The sequence below is a fragment of the Allobosea rubneri genome, assembly GCF_032464875.1.
Taxonomy (GTDB): domain Bacteria; phylum Pseudomonadota; class Alphaproteobacteria; order Rhizobiales; family Beijerinckiaceae; genus Allobosea; species Allobosea rubneri.
In genome coordinates this window covers 1-14,084 of sequence record NZ_JAWDID010000018.1, presented here as the reverse complement: position 1 = coordinate 14,084, position 14,084 = coordinate 1, and the positions used below count along the sequence as shown (strand labels likewise).

Annotated in this window: 9 protein-coding genes and 1 pseudogene; 7 read left to right on the top strand and 3 right to left on the bottom strand. The window is 68.5% G+C overall.

What is annotated here, in order from left to right; all coding sequences use genetic code 11:
* Positions 1-139: 139 nt before the first annotated feature.
* The 3 genes from RKE40_RS13620 to RKE40_RS13610 form a co-directional block, all read right to left on the bottom strand.
* The gene (locus RKE40_RS13620) at positions 140-418 is read right to left on the bottom strand and encodes a GNAT family N-acetyltransferase (protein ID WP_316018776.1); all 279 of its coding nucleotides are present in this window, start codon (positions 416-418) and stop codon (positions 140-142) included.
* 110 nt (positions 419-528) lie between these two features.
* On the bottom strand, positions 529-1,914 hold the full coding sequence (locus RKE40_RS13615) for a sensor histidine kinase (RefSeq protein WP_316018775.1): 1,386 nt from the start codon (positions 1,912-1,914) through the stop codon (positions 529-531).
* Complete coding sequence (locus tag RKE40_RS13610; protein WP_316018774.1) at positions 1,914-2,588, bottom strand: response regulator; 675 nt, start codon at positions 2,586-2,588, stop codon at positions 1,914-1,916. Before RKE40_RS13610 ends, RKE40_RS13615 begins: the two co-directional genes overlap by 1 nt.
* Before the next feature lie 454 nt (positions 2,589-3,042).
* On the opposite strand from RKE40_RS13610, the gene RKE40_RS13605 reads away from it, so the two are divergent.
* The 7 genes and pseudogenes from RKE40_RS13605 to RKE40_RS13575 all read left to right on the top strand — a co-directional run.
* Positions 3,043-5,571 carry a hypothetical protein gene (locus RKE40_RS13605; RefSeq protein WP_316018773.1) on the top strand — a complete coding sequence of 843 codons (2,529 nt, stop codon included), beginning with the start codon at positions 3,043-3,045 and terminating at the stop codon, positions 5,569-5,571.
* 41 nt (positions 5,572-5,612) lie between these two features.
* Positions 5,613-6,122, top strand: coding sequence for a hypothetical protein (locus RKE40_RS13600; protein ID WP_316018772.1), 510 nt, complete (start codon positions 5,613-5,615; stop codon positions 6,120-6,122).
* Positions 6,123-6,162: 40 nt separating this feature from the next.
* Positions 6,163-6,627 (top strand): hypothetical protein, encoded by a 465-nt coding sequence (locus tag RKE40_RS13595; protein ID WP_316018771.1) that lies wholly within the window; start codon positions 6,163-6,165, stop codon positions 6,625-6,627.
* Positions 6,628-6,657: 30 nt separating this feature from the next.
* Positions 6,658-8,826, top strand: a complete 2,169-nt coding sequence (locus RKE40_RS13590; protein WP_316018770.1) for a cysteine peptidase family C39 domain-containing protein — start codon at positions 6,658-6,660, stop codon at positions 8,824-8,826.
* The gene (locus RKE40_RS13585; protein WP_316018769.1) at positions 8,826-11,384 is read left to right on the top strand and encodes an ATP-binding cassette domain-containing protein; all 2,559 of its coding nucleotides are present in this window, start codon (positions 8,826-8,828) and stop codon (positions 11,382-11,384) included. Before RKE40_RS13590 ends, RKE40_RS13585 begins: the two co-directional genes overlap by 1 nt.
* On the top strand, positions 11,381-12,691 hold the full coding sequence (locus RKE40_RS13580) for an NHLP bacteriocin system secretion protein (protein WP_316018768.1): 1,311 nt from the start codon (positions 11,381-11,383) through the stop codon (positions 12,689-12,691). Before RKE40_RS13585 ends, RKE40_RS13580 begins: the two co-directional genes overlap by 4 nt.
* Positions 12,692-12,778: 87 nt before the next feature.
* Positions 12,779-13,789 (top strand): annotated as a pseudogene (locus RKE40_RS13575) (P1 family peptidase); the annotation flags it as partial.
* Positions 13,790-14,084 lie beyond the last annotated feature (295 nt).

Below are 14,084 nucleotides of genomic sequence, written 5' to 3'. Positions count from 1 at the left end.
GGGCGCTGCGGTCGGCATGGGATGCCGGCTGTTCGCACGGGTTTCGTCGCGCGCCTGGACGGCGTCGCCCACCTACCGGCTCTGCCCGGCGCTCCGCAAGGTTTGTGCAGGCCTCGAGGGTGAGGCTCGCTGACGCGGCCTAGCCGTCGACGATGTCGTTGTACTCCGGATGCCGGCTCACCCAACCGGCCATGAAGGAACAGCGCGGCACGACCTTGCGTCCGCTCGCCCGGATCCGCTCGAATACACCCTTCGCCAGACGCGAGCCGACACCCTGGCCCGAGAGCGCCTGGGGGACTTCGGTATGGGTGAGGACGATCCGGTCGCCTTCGATCCGGTAATAGGCGAGGGCGAGCTCGTCGCCGATCGCCAGCTCGAAGCGGCTCTGGTCCGGTCTGTCGACGACGGGGTTGTCCATCAGCGGCCTTTCCTGTGGATCTGGGTCAGCGCACCGCCGCGGGCGGTTCGCAGGGGCAGGTGACCAGCAGCGCACCGGGCGCGTCAACCCTCATGAACGCAGGCCCTTGCTCAGCGCGAGCGGGAGAGTCCCGCGGCGGCTTCGGCTCCTTGCGCCAGCGGCAGGCGAATGATGAAGGCGGTTCCCTGACCTTCGGCCGAGCGCAGCGTGATCGAGCCGCCATTGGACTGGGCGACGCGCTGGACGATCGCCATGCCGAGACCCGCGCCCGAACCGCCGCTGCGCCTGCGCCGCCAGAAGCGCTTGAAGATGTGCTCGTGCAACTCCTCCGGGATCCCCGGACCATCGTCCTGCACGGTCAGGCTGCCATCCTTGCCCAGGACGACGTCGATCGTGGTGCCAACCGGTGTATGACGGATGGCGTTCTCCACGAGGTTGCGCAGCATGTGCCAGACATCCTGCTCATGCGCCTGGACACGCAGACTAGACAGCCCTTCAGGCTCGACCAGCCCGAGCGATTGCCCCTTCCGGATCGCCTCGATCGCGAGGTCCCCGACCACGGAGCGGCTGACATCGAGCAGGTCGGTCTCTCCGGCCGCCCGGTTCTCCTGCTCGAGAGTCGCCATGTCGAGCAGCTGGTTGACGATGCGGGCCATCAGTCGGGCATCCGCGAGCAGGGCCGTCCGCTCCTCGGATGCCGGCAAGGTCTGCAAGCGCGCATCCAGCACGGCCAGCGGCGTGCGCAGCTCATGGGCGGCGTCGGCGGTAAACTCCTTCTGGACCTTGTAGCTCTGCTCGACGCGGGTCAGCGCGACGTTGAAGGCCTCGGCGAGCGGCAGCACTTCGGCCGGCAGGTCGGCCGTCGCGAGACGCGCGTCGCTGCGCGCCGGATCGAGCGCCGCCACCCGCCGGGATACGTCGAGCACCGGGCGGAAGAAGCGCTTCACGATCAGCGCGTTCAGGGCCAGCAGCAGAAGGAGCAGCGGCACCGCGACGGCCAGGGCGCTCCACAGGAAGTTGTGCAGCAGGTCGTCGTGGATCACGTCCTCCTGGCTGAGATTCCAGCCGAGGTTGACCCAGTAGGGTCGGTCCTCGACCGTCACCGGGAAGCTCACCGCCCGGTACTGGCGTCCGCCCGCGGCCGGCGAGGAGAAGGCCGGCTCCTCGCCGCGCCCGAGGCCGCCGAGAAGGCGGCCGGCGAAGGCCGAGGAGGTGACCAGGGTCCTGCCGGTCGCGTCGACCACCGCATAGCCGAACTCGCCGCTTTCCCCTTCGCGCGAATAGCGCCCCGGCGCCAGCGCGAGCCCACCATCCGCCGTCGCGGTCAGCCCCTCCGCCACCAGCCGCGCCCGGTCCGTCAGGACTTTGCCCTCGAAGAAGGAGGCGCGCCGCTGCAGCATCGCATCGATGGCAACCGGCATCGCGAGGGCGGCCAGGCACAGGACCGCCGCCTGGAGCAGGAAGATTTTCGACAGCAGGCTGCGGCCGGGTCGCATCAGGCCACCGCGGTCAGCACATAGCCGACGCCCCGCACCGTGTTGATCGTCACGGCCGCCTTGCCGTCCTGCAGGCGCTTGCGCAGCCGGTGAATATAGACCTCGACCGCATTGGAGCCGAACTCGTCGTCGAGGCCGAAGAGCTGGTCCTCGACCGAGCTTTTCGGCACGATCTTGTCGGCGCGGCGCATCAGCAATTCGAGCAGCTGGGTCTCGCGCGCCGACAAGGCGAGGGGCCTTTCCTCGACGCTCGCCTGCCGCCCGTGGGTGTCGAAGACGAGGTTGCTCACGGTCAGCTGTGCCCCGAGAAGGGCGCCGGGCCGACGCAGCAGGGCCGCCAGCCGGGCCTTGAGTTCCTCGAAGGCGAAGGGCTTGGCGAGATAGTCGTCGGCGCCCTGTTCCAGGCCCTTGACCCGCTCGTCCATGGCGCCGCGCGCACTCAGGATCAGCACCGGCAGGGGAAGCTGCTGGCTGCGGACATGACGCAGCACCTTCAGCCCGTCGCCGTCCGGCAGGCCGAGGTCGAGGATCATGGCGGTGTAGTTGCGGGAATCCAGCACCGCGATCGCGTCCGCGACGCTATCGACCCGGTCGACGCCGTAGCCGCCGGCTTCCAGTTGGCTGCCGATCAGCTTGGCGAGGTCTTCATTGTCTTCGATGAGCAGCACTCTCACAAGCTGTCTGGCCCCCGCTCTCCTGCCGGGATGAGGTTCGCTCAGTGATCCCCGGCGATTCCGCCCAAAAACGCGCGCCCAGATAAGCCGTCCAAACGTTGAACAATCGCAAATGGCGCGCGCTCCGGCCGAGCGCCGCTCGTTGAGTGGCCCGGCCTTTCGAGCCGCGAGCCGCTGGCGCGCTCGTTGATGGCACGGCTGCGGGCGCTCGCTTCCGTAAGGTTGATGTAAGCGCCGTCTTCTAGCTTTTGCCTATCGCAGGGCGCTGTTGCGTCATCGAAATGCAAGGAAATCCGAGTTTTTAACTCAACGGCAATGTGTCCGCCGCTAGTGCTTCGGCAGTCATTATCGGCCGGGATCGCAGGTCCTGAGCCGACAAAAACAAGAAGCGCAGCAACGGCAACCGGGTATTGGCTCAACGAGGGAGAACGCGGCCAACGTCGCGTGTTCGGACATGACGCAGACACACGATCGAGGCGGCAGGTCGCGTCGGCAGGAAGACTCCATTTCGCTCGACGTGCTGAAGTCGATCGTCGGCGGCGCCAATCCGAACGAGAAGAAGCATATCGACGGCGATTTCGCGATCGCGATGACGGTCGGCAAGCAGGACGTGGCGCCGGCGCCCGTGTCGCAGGTCAAGCTCGACGCGTCGCTCGCCGAGAAGGCGGCGCCCGCCAAGCCCGCGGCGACCGTGCTCGAAAGCAAGGTCAATTACGGCGAGGACAAGCGCTTCGACCTGCGCATGGTCGTCGACGCCGGCGCGAAGACCCCCGGCAAGCCGCAGGCCGACGCCCGTGTCACCTTCGTCGCCTGGGGCCAGAAGGGCGATGCCGACGGCGTCAGGATCGTGATGTCGAGCCAGGATGCCAGGGCCAAGGAGAGCCTGACCCCGGCCCAGGTCGCGGCGAAGGCCGCGGCCGGCGATCCGGTGTTCAAGCAGCTCGACGCGCAGCTGAAGGAGATCGAGGGCGGCAAGAAGGGCAAGCCCGACTTCAGCAAGGACATCGAGGCGAATTTCCGCAAGAACTCCGACGGCAAGACCGCGGCTCCGGCTGGCAAGCTCGCCGTGGCCGACACCTATGCCAAGGCCGATGTGAAGACCGTCCCGGTCAAGGACCCCGCCACCGGCAAGACCAGCCAGAAGTGGGAATCCTCCGTCTCGACCCCGGCCCGCGACGCCGCCAAGGCGGAGACCGAGAAGGCCCAGAAGGCCGAGGCGCAGAAGACCCTGACCGACAAGTGGGATGCGGCCAAGGCCAAGCAGACGGCCGACAACAAGGCCGAGCAGCAGGAACAGGCCCGGCAACAGCAGAAGGCTGCCGAGAACCCGCTCAAGGACATGCGTGACGCCGACAAGGTGCACAAGGACGCGAAGGATTCGGTCGTGAATACCGGCGACGCCAAGCGCCTCGCCGACGCCGAGCGCGACATCGCCACGGCCCGGGTTCCGGCCACCGATGCCGGCGTCAAGCTCGCCGCCGCCAGGCAGGACCCTGCCCAGATGAAGGACGCGGTCAAGGCGCATAGCGACGCGCTCTATCGCGATGCCGTCAACCAGGCCAAGGCCGAGAAGGCGACGACCGCTCACACCGATGCCAAGGCCAGGGAGGTGCAGACCAAGGCCGCTTCCGACGCCGCGCAGCAGAAGTTCGCCGAGGCGAAGCAGCAGCTCCAGGGCTCGAAGGAGAAGCTCAGCGGCGAGGCTGCGACCCAGGCGGCCGCGAAGAAGGCAGCGGGCGATACCGCCGGCAAGGAGCGCTCGAACTCGGTCGGCGCCAACCCGGTCAAGACCGGCAAGGACAAGGTCGAGGAAACCCGTCCCCGCGCAGACACCATGCCGAAGCAGACGGCGATGAAGAGCGTCGAGCCGCCGAAGCCGACCCGCGCCGACCAGGCCCGCTCGGTGGCGAACGAAGGCTGGGGCAAGGCCAACCAGTACGGCTCGAAGCTGCTGGAGCAGGCGGACAAGGATGCCGCCAGCGCTGCCGGCAAGCTGCACAGCAACGAGCGCGAGAACGTGCTGGCCGGCGGCATCACCAAGGTCAAGACGACCGACGGCAACGTGACCCAGGAGCGCACCACCGTCGCCCAGGTGAAGACCGAAAGCGGCACCACCACCTACACCAACGGCGTCGCCCGCGGCGCGAGCGCCCATTGGGACATCCGCGCCGAGGCCGGCGTCGAGAAGAGCAAGACGACCGACCATGGCAACGGCGTGTCGACCACCGTCACCAACAAGGCCTATGCCGGTGCGTCCTTCGAGAACAGCGCCAAGGCGGTGGTGACGGCCAACAGCGTCAGCGCCGAGGCCTCGACCAAGGTCAAGGTGCATGCCGAGGCCAGCCATTCGCACACCACCAAGATCGGCGATGTCGAGCACAAGCACACGATCGCCGCCGCCGCCCATGCCGAGGCCAATGCCAAGGCCGGTGCGCGCCTCGGCTTCGACGGGCTGTCACTCCAGGCCAAGGCCTCTGTCGAGGCTTCGGTGAAGGCGAACCTGACCAGCGAGACCAAGGTCGGCGACCACACCATCCGCAACGATCTCGAGGTCTACGCCAAGGCGAAGGCCGAAGCGAAGGCCGAGGCCGAGGTCACCTTCAATCCCTTCGCCAAGGACGGGAAGGTCAAGGCCAAGATCGGCGTCGGCGCCGAGGCTTCGGCCGGGGTCGGCGTCGAGGGCACGACCGGCTTCCACGGCAAGAATGGCGGGGCCGACATCGGCGCCGGCGCCTATATCGGCAAGATCGGCGCCAAGCTCGATGGCGATTTCGAGATCAAGGACGGCAAGGTCGCCGCAAGCCTGAATGTCGGCGCCGCGCTCGGGATCGGTCTCCAGCTCAACTTCAAGATCGAGAGCAACGTCAAGCAGGCGATGCAGGATGCGGCCCGCGACATCGAAAAGGGCAATTTCGGTGCGAAGGTCCTCGGCCATCTGACCAACAATCCGGTCGGCGGCTTCTTCCGCGGCCTGTTCAGCTGAGGCGCGCTGCGCGTCGCCACGTACAATCGAGAGGATGAGCGATGATCAACGACAAGAGTTCTCCCGAGGAGATCGCCGCCTACAAGGCCGAGCTGGCGCGTGACCTGCCGCCGGCCGCCGCCGAGCTCGACGCCAGCTCGCGCAAGAAGATCCTGGAGCGGGCTGAGGCCGAGGGCTGGTCGAAGTCGCAGGCCGACTGGCTGGACAAGCTCGCCAAGCAGCCGCTTTTCCAGGCGGTGGCCGATGGGGTGCCGGGCACCGAGGCGCTGGAACAGGCCTATGCCTTCGCCCGGCGCAGGCTCGCCGCCGGCTATTTCGACAACGCCCTGGACGAGGGCAAGAACCGCTACACCGCCTTCCTCACCGTGATCGACCTCGAAAAGCAGGTCGCCGAGCGGCGCGGCGACGCGGCGCCGGACTATCCGGACCCGATCCTGCTCGAGGCCTGCCGTGCGGTCGAGGCGGCGGCGGAACAAGGGCTTTCCACCGAGGACCAGATCGCCACCGGCTATGGCGTGATCCGCGAGCTCAGCGAGCGCGGCCTGAGCTGATCCGGCAGGGGCCGGGCATGCGCTGCGGAAGGATGAGAAGATGATGTTCGTGCCGTTCGCCATGCCCCCGCAGCCGCCGGCTCTGGTGCAGGTCCAGCAGCCCGGCGCCTCGGTCGAGGAGACCTTGAGCCGCCGGGCTAAGGACGATGGCTGGTCGGCCTCGCAGGCCGAGTGGATCGGCAAGATCGGCGCCGCCGCCATGGCCAAGGACGCCGATCCTCCGGGGGCGTCGCTCGACGAGGCCTACAAGGCCGCCAGGCGCGTCCTGACCATCGGCTATTTCGACAACGTCCTGGCGCAGGGCAAGAGCAGGCTCGTCGCCTTCCTGACGGTGGTCGACCTTGAGAAGCAGGTGGCGCAGCGCGCCGGCGGGCCGGTTCCGGACTATCCGGACGACGCGCTCAAGGCGGCCTATGTCGAACTGGCGAAGGCCGCCGAGCGCGGTGCTTCGAGCGCCGAGCAGATCGAGATCGGCTTCGCGGCGCTGCGGGCAAGCGCGAAATGAGGGTTGCAGTACTGCTGCCGGAAGGCCGCGATGGCTGAACGCGGCCCAGGCCCAGTCAGGCGTGCCGGACCGGTTCCGACTGTCCTGCAGATGGAGGCTGCGGAGTGCGGGGCGGCCTGCCTCGCCATGGTTCTGGCTGCCTTCGGGCGCTGGGAGACGCTCGATGCCGTCAGGGACAGTTGCGGCGTCTCGCGCGACGGCGTCTCGGCCGCCGACATCGTCGAGGCGGCCGGGCGGCGTGGGCTCGAGGCCAGCGCCTATAGCCGCGAGGTCGAGGACCTCGCCGAGCTGCCGCTGCCGCAGATCCTGTTCTGGGACTTCAACCATTTCGTCGTGCTGGAGGCGATCGGCCAGCGCGGCTTCACCGTCAACGACCCCGCCCATGGCCGACGCGAGATCGGCCGCGAGGAATTCGGGCGGCGCTTCACCGGCGTGACACTGGCCTTTCGGCCCGGTCCCGAATTCTGCCCAACGCCAAAGCCGCCGGCGACCAGCCGGCGCCTTGCGGGGCTGCTGCGCGGTTCGGGCGGCATGTTCGCCTCGGTCATCCTGGTCAGCGCGACCATGGTCGCGCTCGGCGTGCTGGTGCCCGGCCTGACCCGGGTCTTCGTCGACGACTATCTCGTTCAGGGGCGCGGCGACTGGCTCTTGCCGCTGCTCGGCGGGCTGATTGCCGTCGGCGCGCTGCATGCCGCGCTCGCCGCCGTCTATACGCGCGGCCTCCTGCTGCTGCAGACCAAGATCGGCGCTGCGGTTTCGGCGGTGTTCGTCTGGCGCCTGTTCCGCTTGCCCTATGAGTTCTTCGTAAGGCGCAGCGCCGTCGAGATCTCGAGCCGGCCGCAGCTCGCGGCGCAGCTTGCGGGAGTCGCCTCGGGCCCGATGGCGCAGATGGCGACGCATCTCCTCGCCATGCTCGGCTATCTTCTCGTCATGCTTGCTTATGATCTCTGGCTGACCGGGGTCATGGTCCTGTTCGCAGTGTTCGAATTTTCCGTGCTGCGCCTGGTGCGCAAGCGCGTCGAGGAGCGGGCGGTGCATCTGCAGATGGCGGCGGGCCAGGCCCATGCCGCGGCCGTGCAAGGCACGGCGCTGCTGGAGCAGGCCAGGGCAGGAGGCGGCGAGGGACTGCTCTTCAACCGGATGCTGGAGGCCCAGGCCCGGCTGGTGAATTCGGAGCAGGAGAACGGCCGCACCATCCGCCTGCTCGCCGCGCTGCCCTATCTCGGCAGCCGGGCGACGACATTGGCCGTGCTCGGCCTCGGCGCCCTGCTGGTCATCAAGACCGAGATGACGCTGGGCACGCTGCTCGGCTTCCTGATGCTGGCCTCGCTGTTCTCCTCGGCACTGGGGGCCCTGACCGGGATCAGCACGGCAATCGGCCAGTCCTCGGCGGCGATCGGGCGGCTGGGCGATGCGCTCGACCATGGCAGGGCCGGTGAAGTTGCGGAAGCGACCCGGCTCGCGGACGAAGCCCCGGCGTCGACCGGCCGCATCCGGCTGCGTGACGTCGCCTTCGGCTACTCCAATGGCGAGGTCCTGCTGCGCGATCTCCAGCTCTCGATCGAGCCCGGCGAGTGCATCGGCATCATGGGCGCCTCCGGCAGCGGCAAGAGCACCCTTGCCCGCCTGCTGACCGGGCTGGTCGCGCCCGTCAGCGGCGAGGTCTCGTTCGAAACCCGCGCCGGCGACTGGCGTCCGGCCGGGCTCGGCGTCGGCTATGTCGACCAGCAGCCCTTCCTGCCGGCCGGCTCGCTACGCGCTGCGCTGACCCTGTGGGACGACAAGGCCGACGATGCAGAAATCCAGCGTGCGCTCGAAGATGCCGAGATCGCCGAAGCCGTCGCCAGCCGGCCGGGTGGGGTCGACGGGCTGATCGGCGAAGGCGGCGGCGGCTTCAGCGGCGGCGAGCGCCAGCGCCTCGCGCTCGCCCGCGCGCTCGTCGTCCGCCCTGACATCCTGGTCCTGGACGACGCCACAAGCGCGCTCGACGAAGCGACCGAGGCGCGCATTCTCGGCAATCTGCGGCGGCGCGGCGTTACCATGATCCTGCTCACCAACCGTGCGAGCGCGATCCGCCATCTCGACCGGGTCGAGGGGCTGCACCAGGGTAGATTGTTCCCGCTCGACATCGAGGGAGCCTACCAGGCCTCGGAGGGAGCCGCGGCCACGCTGCGCGAAGCCATGGCGGAGGATGCCTGATGGAGGTCGCTTCGCCGCCCTCGCTCCGCCTCGCCCCTCGCCAGACCTATGAGCTGACCGAGGACACCCCCGTCACGCTCGGCGAGGGCGAGGCCGATCTTTATCTCGCGCTGCCGGACGGCCGGCAGCGCTTCGTCGTGGCGCTCCCCGTCGGCGCGCTGTTGCCGGCGCGGCCGGACGAGGCGCGTTTCTTCGTCAGGGCCGGCCGTGGCGCGACGCTCGATCCGGGCGGCGACATCGATGGCGCGATCCTCTGGCTCGAGGCGCTGTCGCGAGCGACAGGAACGCCGGCCGGCGCGTTCGCCCATCCCGAGGATGTCGAGACCTATGCGCGCGAGACGGAGAGGTTGTTCGCCATCCTCGCAGAACGTTTCGAGGCCGAACAGCGGCGCAGCGTATCGGAAGCGAATGCCCAGGCGCGGCGCAGCGACAAGGCTTTCACCGAGACGCTCGGCGGCTTCGATCGCCTGCTCGCCGGCCGCTTCAGGCGCTTGCCCGCGGGGGTGCACAGCCCGCTCGCGATCGCCGCGACGCGCCTGGTCGAGGCAAAGCGGATCAAGCCGCTGCCGATCCGCGAGCGCGACGGCGAGGACCGGGACGACTTCATCGAGCGTTTCGCCGCGACCCATGGTCTGCGCCCGCGCCCGATCCGTCTCGACACCGGCGCAGAGCCGGAGGGTGACGGCCCCTTCCTCGTTTTCGATGCCCAGCGCCGTCCACTGATCCTGCGACCGCGCCTGCGCGGCGGCTTCCTGATCGAGGATCCCGAAACCGATGCGAAGCCGCGCCTGCTGCAGGCCGCGGATTGGCATAGCTTCGCGCCGGAAGCTTTCGCCTTCTATGCGACCTTGCCGGCCGGCAAGCTGAGCTATCGCGAGATCACCCGTTTCGGCCTGCGCGACAGTGCCTGGGATTTCGCGCTTCTGGCGGCTTGCGGCATCATCGGCGCCCTGCTCGCTTTGCTGACGCCGATCGCCTCCGAGCAGATCGCCAACATCGCCGTCCACACCGCCGACACGGTCTTCCTCGCCGATCTGCTCGCCATCCTTGCGGTGGCGCTCATGGCTGAGACCTCGTTCTTCGTGATCGGGCGGCTGGCGGAACTGCGGGCGCAGGGCCGTTCCGGACTCGCTTTGCATGCCGCGATGGTCGACCGCCTGCTGCGCCTGCCGCCGGCTGCGCTGCGCGCCTCGACCACGCTGGTCCTCGCCACGCAGATGGAGACGGTCGAGAAATTCCGCCGCTCGCTCCTCGCCTTCGCGACCAACGGCATGCTGGCACTGGTCAACGGGCTCGCGGCCGCGGCGCTCGTCGCATTCGTCTCGCCGGCCGCCGGGCTCGTCGCGATCGGGCTGGTGCTCGTCCTGCTCGGGATCACCGCCCTGATCGGCTGGGCCCAGTTCAAGGCGATCTATGAAGGCGAGCGCATGGACGTCATCGTCCTCGCCTTCGTCTACGATCTCGTACGGCTCGTGCCGATCGTGCGCGCGGCGCGGCTGGAGAAGCGCGCCTTCAGCCAGTGGAGCGAGAACTTCCTCGCCTTCCAGAGCCGGCTGATGCGCTCGGCCACGATCTCCAACCGGCTCGCCGTCATCGAGCCGTTCTGGGACATGATCGTGCTCGCCCTGTGCTTCGCGGCGATCGCCTATGCCGGGGCAGCCTCCCATATCGGCGCCGGCGAGGCGATCGTCTTCGTGATGGCGCTCGGCCGGCTGGTCCGCTCAGGCAAGGAGCTGGCCCATGCCGTAATGGGTTCGGCCAAGCTGATGCCGATGGCCAAGCTCGGCCGTTCGCTGATCGAGCAGGAGATCGAACCGCTCACCTCCGGCGCTCCGGTGGAAAGCCTGTCGGGCGCGGTCGAGATGAGCGGTGTCAGCTTCTTCTATGGCGCGCGGCGCGTGCTCAGCGACGTCGATCTCGCCATTGCGCCCGGCGAGTTCGTCGGACTGGTCGGCGCCTCCGGCAGCGGCAAGTCGACCGCGCTTGCCTTGCTGACCGGGCTCGAACGTCCGCATGCCGGCCGCGTCCTGCTCGACGGCAGCGATGTTGCCGGTCTCGACCGTCGGCAGCTCACCCGGCATCTGGGCGTCGTCATGCAGAACAGCCGGCTCTTCTCCGGCTCGATCTACGACAATATCCGCGGCGTCAGCGGCATCGATCTCGCCTTGGCCTGGGACTACGCCGCGGAGGTCGGGCTCGCCGACGAGCTGCGCGCTTTGCCAATGGGACTCCACACGATCATAGGTGAGACTGGCGCCGGCCTGTCGACCGGCCAGGTCCAGCGCGTCCTGATCGCGCGGGCGCTGGCGCGAAGGCCCTCGATCCTGGTGCTCGACGAAGCGATGAGCGCGCTCGACGGCGCCTCCCAGCAGCACATCCTCGGTGTGCTGGAGCGTCTTGCCGTGACCCGCATCCTGGTGGCGCATCGTCCTTCGACGCTGGCGAAGGCCGATCGGCTGATCCTATTCGAGCGCGGCAGCGTCGTCGGCACCGGCACCCCCGCCGAGATCATGCGCCGCCACGCCACCTTCCACGCCCCGGGGCGCGAAGCCAGATGAACGATCCGAATGTCTTCCGTCCCGAGGCAGAGGCCGCGCTGCGGCGGCCGGAGCAGCTCGCCAGCGGCTTGCGCCTGGTCAATCCCGGCTATCTCGCCGCCGTCGCGACGCTCTGCCTGATCGTTGTCGCGGGCATCGTCGCCGCCGCCTTCATCAAGGTGCCGATCACGGTCTCCGGCTCGGGCGTCATCTTGAGCTCCAAGGGCGTGCTCGAATTCACCGTCGCCTCGGCGCATGAGGGGCGCGTCACCGACATGCTCGTCGATGTCGGTCAGCGGGTCGTGCCCGGCCAGGAGATCGCGCGGATCGTCCAGCCGAATCTCGACACCGAGCTGAAGCTGGCCGAGAGCGAGCTCGATCTGATCAATCGCGAGGAAGCGCGCGTCCGGGCCTTGCAGGCCCAGACCGCCGAGCTGTTCGAGGGCGTCCGCAAGCAGCAGGAGGCCAATGCGCGCGAGACGATTGACCTGCTCGACCAGCGCCGGGTCCTGCTCCAGCAACTGGCGGAAGGCCAGGAAGCGCTGCGCAAGACCGGCAACATCACCTTCGAGCGTTATCTCCACGTCAAGGCTGATCTTGCCGAGGTGCTCGAACGCACCTCGACCAAGCGCGGCGAGATGCTTGGGCTGAGCCTCTCGGCCCGCGAGCGCGAGGCGCAATACGAGCGCGAGCTGCACGCGCTGGCGACGCGAAAAGCTCAGTCGGAACGCCAGATCGACCGCCTGCGCGACCGCGTCCGCACCGACACCGTGGTCCGCAGCACGCAATACGGCATCGTCTCCGAGCTCAAGGTCTTCCCGGGCGACCTGATCCGCTTCGACACCGCGCTGGTCAGCCTGCTGCCGGTCGACGAGAGCTTCACCGGCCTGAGGCCCGGCGGCACGCGCCTCGTCGCGGCCGTCCTCGTCCCGGCCAAGGACGGCAAGAAGATCCGTACAGGCATGACCGCCCTGATCGACCCGACCTCGGTTCGCCGCGATGTCTTCGGCGCGATCTCGGGCGTCGTCTCTAAGACCTCCGACGTCGCTGCCAGCCCCGAGCAATTGCGCCACATCCTGCGCAATGACGACCTCGTCAAGAAGCTGACCGCCAGCGGCCCGCCCTTCCTGATCACCGTCGAGATGACGCGCGACAAATCCACCAGCACCGGCTTCGCCTGGACGACCTCGGCAGGCCCCGACACCCAGATCACGGCCGGGACCCTGCTGGAGGCGCAGGTGCTGACCGAGCGCGTTTCGGTGCTCGGCCTGCTCCTGCCGGCGCTGAAGGAGATGCTGCGTGGGCCGAACCGGAGCCATGCGATTTAAACGCCTCTCACCCGCCGGACCCGGGTGGAGACGACGACCTCGGTGACAAAAGGACAGGGTAGGGCGATGCGCGTTGACCATCGAAGCGAAATTCTCGGCGGCTGCATCGTCGATGTGCCCGGCATCAGGCTCGGCCATCATACGCTGACCGCGCGCCCGACCGGCTGCTCGGTCATCCTCTGCGAAGAGGGCGCGGTAGCGGGTGTCGATGTGCGAGGCGCGGCGCCGGGTACGCGCGAGACCGACCTGCTCGACCCCAGCAACTACGTCCAGAAGGTCCAGGCTGTGCTGCTCTCCGGCGGCAGTGCCTATGGGCTGGCGGCCGCGACCGGCGTCGTGCGCTATCTCGAGGAGAAGGGCCACGGCTTCCCGATTGGTGCCGGCGTGGTGCCGATCGTGCCGGCGGCGGTGCTGATGGACCTGGGCGTCGGCGATTTCTCGATCCGGCCGGATGCCGAGGCGGGCTATGCCGCCTGCCTCGCCGCCACGGGCGAGCCGTCGGACGAAGGCAATGTCGGCGCCGGCGCCGGTGCGAGCGTCGGCAAGCTCTTCGGACCAGGCTTCGCGATGAAGGGCGGTCTCGGCACGGCGAGCTGGACGGTACCGGGCACCGAGATCGTCGTTGGCGCGGTCGTCGCGGTCAACGCCGTCGGCGATGTCTACGATCCCAGGAACGGTCGCATCCTTGCCGGTGCGCGCAGCGGGGAGGGCACGGGCTTCCGCGATACCGTCGCAGCGATGATGGGCGGCTATGGCGCGACCGGCTTCGGCGGCGCCAACACCACCATCGGCGCGATCGCGACCAATGCCCCGTTCGGCAAGGCCGAGCTGCGCAAGATCGCCCAGTTGGCCCATGACGGCTTCGCGCGCAGCATCAATCCGATCCACACCATGTTCGACGGCGACACGATCTTCGCGCTGTCGACCGGCAAGGCGGCTGGCGTCGCGGCCGATGTCACGGTCATCGGCACGATCGCTGCCATGGTGATGGCTCATGCCGTGGCGCGCGCCATCATGCAGGCGCAGAGCCTGCCGGAGCACGATCTGCCGGCTTGGCGCGATTACCCTGGCGGCGCGGGAGTGCCGCCAGCCTGCTGAGACCGACCGGGCTGCCATGGCCGGATCGGCAAGCCAGCCCGATCCGCCCGGAGGCGGCCACTTCGGTGGGGCGTGCCGGGCCCCGGAGTTCGAGCGGTGTCGCCACTTTTGCCGTAAAGCCTTTGAAATGCAGACGAATTTCGCAGGTCGCATTCTCTGTCTAAAAAGCTTCACGAAGGTTGTTGACAGTCTGAGATGGTTGCTTCTATAAAGCGGCCATCGAGACGGCGACGCCGCTGGCGGCGCCGCTCCTGCTTCACTGGAACGTTGGGCGTGGTGGCCGAGAGATCGGTTC

What these genes read in the sequence shown, in the direction of transcription:
- RKE40_RS13600 (WP_316018772.1), top strand. Translation starts at nt 5,613, where the DNA reads ATGATCAACGACAAGAGTTCTCCCGAGGAGATCGCCGCCTACAAGGCC.
- RKE40_RS13590 (WP_316018770.1), top strand. Translation starts at nt 6,658, where the DNA reads ATGGCTGAACGCGGCCCAGGCCCAGTCAGGCGTGCCGGACCGGTTCCG.
- RKE40_RS13595 (WP_316018771.1), top strand. Translation starts at nt 6,163, where the DNA reads ATGATGTTCGTGCCGTTCGCCATGCCCCCGCAGCCGCCGGCTCTGGTG.
- RKE40_RS13580 (WP_316018768.1), top strand. Translation starts at nt 11,381, where the DNA reads ATGAACGATCCGAATGTCTTCCGTCCCGAGGCAGAGGCCGCGCTGCGG.
- RKE40_RS13605 (WP_316018773.1), top strand. Translation starts at nt 3,043, where the DNA reads ATGACGCAGACACACGATCGAGGCGGCAGGTCGCGTCGGCAGGAAGAC.
- RKE40_RS13585 (WP_316018769.1), top strand. Translation starts at nt 8,826, where the DNA reads ATGGAGGTCGCTTCGCCGCCCTCGCTCCGCCTCGCCCCTCGCCAGACC.
- RKE40_RS13615 (WP_316018775.1), bottom strand. Translation starts at nt 1,914, where the DNA reads ATGCGACCCGGCCGCAGCCTGCTGTCGAAAATCTTCCTGCTCCAGGCG.
- RKE40_RS13620 (WP_316018776.1), bottom strand. Translation starts at nt 418, where the DNA reads ATGGACAACCCCGTCGTCGACAGACCGGACCAGAGCCGCTTCGAGCTG.